At 74.0% G+C, this 4012-nt stretch carries 2 protein-coding genes; both read left to right on the forward strand.

The window, feature by feature from the left end:
- Nucleotides 1-3658 (forward strand): type I polyketide synthase (locus tag DD1DGNOD_RS21715; RefSeq protein WP_131770934.1); only part of this gene is annotated, 3658 nt, incomplete at its 5' end.
- A 116-nt stretch (nt 3659-3774) separates the two neighbouring features.
- The coding region (locus DD1DGNOD_RS30030; protein ID WP_241255902.1) for an SDR family oxidoreductase at nt 3775-4012 on the forward strand (238 nt) is incomplete at its 3' end.

Here is a 4012-nt window from a genome sequence, read left to right on the forward strand (position 1 = left end):
CCGCCTCTCCCTGCACACCCACCCCTGGCTCGCCGACCACAACGTGATGGGATCCGTGGTCGTCCCGGGCACGGTGTTCATCGAGCTCGCCCTGCACGCCGGTGAGGTCACCGGATACGACACCGTCGACGAGCTGATCGCCGAGGCTCCGCTGGTGCTGCCCGAGCGGCTCGGCGTCCAGGTGCAGGTCGTCGTCGGTGCGCCGGACGGGACGGGGCGCCGGCCGATCGCGGTCCACTCGCGGCCGGACGGCGAGGAACCCCGCGCCGACGGCTGGACCCGCCACGTCAGCGGCTATCTGACCTCCGACGATTCCGCTGCCACGGAGGCGGCGGCGGCGAACGCGGCGGCGGCGGAGTCCCTGGCGACCTGGCCGCCCCCGGACGCCGAGGCTATCGGCGTCGACGGCGCGTACGTCGACGGCGTGTACGAGGCCCTGGCCGGCGCCGGGCTGACGTACGGGCCGGCGTTCCGCGGGTTGCGCGCAGCCTGGCGGCGCTCCGAGCGGGGCGAGGAGATCTTCGCCGAGGTCGAGCTGCCCGAGGGGATACGCGCGGACGCCGGACGGTTCGGCCTGCACCCCGCGCTGCTCGACGCCGCCGTGCACGTCAGCGCCCACAAGGGGCTGCGCGACGCCCCGCCAGGCCAGGTCCAGTTGCCGTTCGCCTGGTCGGGACTGCGGCTGCACTCCTCCGGCGCGACCCTGCTGCGCGTGCGGCTGTCGGTGATCGGGCCGGATCGGCTGTCCCTGGACACCGCCGACGGCACCGGCGCGCCCGTCCTGTCGATCGCATCCCTTGCCGGCCGGCTGGTGTCCGCGGCACAGATCACCGCCGCACGCGCCGCTGCCGGCGGGGCGGCGCACGACGACGCCCTGTTCGCGGTGGACTGGAAGCCGCTGCCGCCGTCGGCGACACCCGACCGCCGGACCTGGTCCGTCCTCGGTGACGGCACCTACCTGCGCGACCTGCTGCGGCAGGCGCGCGCGGACACCCGCGCGTTCGCCGATCTCTCCGACCTCACCGCCGCCATCGACCTCGGCGAACCCGCTCCCGGCCTGGTCTTCACCGGGGGTCTGCCGGATGCCGGCACCGGAACCGGCACCGGCGTCCCCGCCGCCGCGCACGCGACGGTGCGGCGTGTCCTGGCCCAGCTGCAGGGGTGGACGGCCGAACGCCGGGTCGACGGCGCCCAGCTCGTCGTCGTCACCCGGCATGCGGTGGCCGTGGACGGCGGCGACGCCGTCCACGACACCGTCGTCCAGAACACCGCCGTCGAGGACACCACCGCCCAGAACACGGCCGTCGAGGACAGTGCCGTCGACGTCGCGGCCGCCGCCGTGTGGGGGCTGGTCCGCTCCGCGCAGGCCGAGCATCCCGACCGGATCGTCCTGCTCGACGTCGACGACGACCCCGCTTCGGCCGAGGCGCTGCCGGCGGCGCTCGCCGCCGCGGAAGCGGGCGGCGAACCACAGCTCGTGATCCGCGCGGGCACCGTCCGGGTCCCCCGGCTGGTCCGGGTCACCGTGGACGCCACGGCGACCACGGCGAGCGGCACGGTGGACGGCGGTGAAGCCGCCGGCGCGTCGGCGGTCACGTCCGAGCCGGGCGGCACGCCGCACCAGGACGGCACCCTGATCGTGACCGGCGGCACTGTCCTGATCACGGGCGGTACCGGGGCGATCGGCGCGCTGGTCGCCCGCCACCTGGTCACCTCCCACGGCGCCCGCCACCTGGTCCTGACCAGCCGCAGCGGTCCCGACGCCGGCGGCGCCGCACTGCTGCGGGAGGAGCTCGCCGAGCTCGGCGCGACCGTCACGGTCGTGGCAGCGGACGTCGCCGACCGTGACTCACTCGCCGGCGTCCTCGCCGCGATCCCGGCCGAGCATCCGCTGACCGCGGTCGTGCACGCCGCCGGCATCGCCGACGACGGCCTGCTGGACGCCCTCACCGGTGATCGTCTCGATGCGGTGCTGCGTCCCAAGCTGGACGGCGCCTGGCATCTGCACGAGCTGACACGCGACCACGACCTGTCCGCGTTCGTGCTGTTCTCGTCCCTGTCGGGGCTCACCGGCGGGACGGGGCAGGCCCTGTACACCGCGGCGAACGCCGCTTTGGACGCGCTCGCGGCGCACCGCCGGGCGCACGGCCTGCCGGCGCTGTCGCTGGCCTGGGGCCAGTGGGAGCGCGCCAGCGGCGTCACCGCCCACCTGACCGACGCCGACCGGGAGCGCATCACCCGGTCGGGGTTGCGGTCGCTGTCGGACACCGCGGGCGTGGAGCTGTTCGACACCGCGGTGTCGGCCGGCGCCCTGACCGCTCGTCCGCTGCTCGTGCCGGCACTGCTCGACCTCGCCGCCATCCGGGCCCGGTCCGCGGCGGCCGGGGTTCCCGCGCTGCTGCGCGGGCTGGTCCGGCCGGCCCGGCGGGTGGCGGGCGCGGCGCCGGAGGGTACCCGGTCCCAGTTCAGGGAACAGCTTGCGGGCCTGTCCGGAACCGAACGTGACGCGGCCATACTCGACCTTGTGCGTAGAGAAACCGCGAATGCCCTCGGCTACCCGGACGCCGACCCGATCGCCGCCGGCGGCGCCTTCGTCGAGCTGGGGCTGGACTCGCTCACCGCGGTCGAACTGCGCAACCGGCTGGAGGCGCAGACCGGTCTACGGCTGCCGGCGACGCTCACCTTCGACCATCCGACCCCCGCGGCCGTCGCCGAGCTCATCGGTGGCCAGCTCGCGGTCGGCGCGCAGGGGACGCCGTCGGGTCCGGCGGCGAGCGGGGGAAGTGCTGGGTCGCTGGCCACCGGCGGCGTCGGCGGCGGGGGCGTCGGCGGGCTCTACCGGCGGCTGTTCGACGCCGGGCAGATGGACGCCGCCGCGCAGTTGCTGATCGTGGCTTCCAGCCTGCGCTCGACGTTCGACGCGGCGGATCGGCACGACCACTCTCCGGCCCCGCTGACCCTCACGACCGGGCCGTCGCGGCCGAACATCGTCTGCTTCCCGGCGCTGTCGGCGCTGTCCGGCCCGCACGAGTACTCCCGGTTCGGCGGCCTGTTCCGCGACGAGCGGGACGTGTACGTGGTGCCGGCTCCCGGACTGCCGGAAGGCGACCTGCTCCCGGATTCGGCCGCCACGCTGATCCGGATGCACGTCGAGGCGGTGAAGAAGGTCGTCGGCGACGAGCCGTTCGTGGTCCTCGGCCGTTCGATGGGTGGCTGCGTGGCGAACTCGGTCGTCGCCGGGCTGGAGGCGGAAGGGATCTTCCCTGCCGGGCTGGTGCTCGTCGACTCCTACCCGATCGACACGCCTTCCCGGCCTGGGATGGAGTGGTGGAACACCGCTATGATCACCGCTCTCGTGGAGCGGTTCGACCGCTTCGACCTGTCGACGCTGGACACCCGGCTGTCGACGATGGGCACCTACAATCGGATCTTTGCGGACTGGCAGCCGACGGAGATCTCCGCGCGCACCCTGCTCGTCCGCGCGGAGCAACCGCTGGCCGGCACGCCGACCGAGGCACCGGGCCTGGCCGACTGGCGGGCGTACTGGCCGCTTCCGCACGAGATCATCGACGTTCCCGGTGATCACTTCAGCATCCTTGAGGAAGACACCGGGACGACCGCCGCCGCGGTGGCCAAGTGGTTGGCGTCGCTTGCCTGAGCGGGCTGACCGGACGGCCTGCCCGACCGAACGCGACCACGGATGGACGTGGCTGCACCAGGGGCGCGGCCATCACGGCGGAGACCCAGACGATTCATCTAATAGAAGGGAAAAGCATGACACTTCCGGCAGTCGTCGTGACCGGCGCCGCCGCCGGGATCGGCCGGGCAACCGTGGAGCTGTTCGCCGAACGGGGCTACGGGGTCGTTGCCGTGGACCCCGACACGGCCGGCCTCGCCGAGCTCGACACCATCAAGAACGTCGTGACGCTCGAGGGTGACGTCTCCACCGAGGAGACGAACGTCGAGGCGGTGCGGCTGGCCGTCAAGCACTTCGACCGCCTCGACGCGGCAG

Origin of the sequence: Candidatus Protofrankia californiensis, assembly GCF_900634765.1 — a bacterium.
In the GTDB taxonomy this organism is placed as follows: domain Bacteria; phylum Actinomycetota; class Actinomycetes; order Frankiales; family Frankiaceae; genus Protofrankia; species Protofrankia californiensis.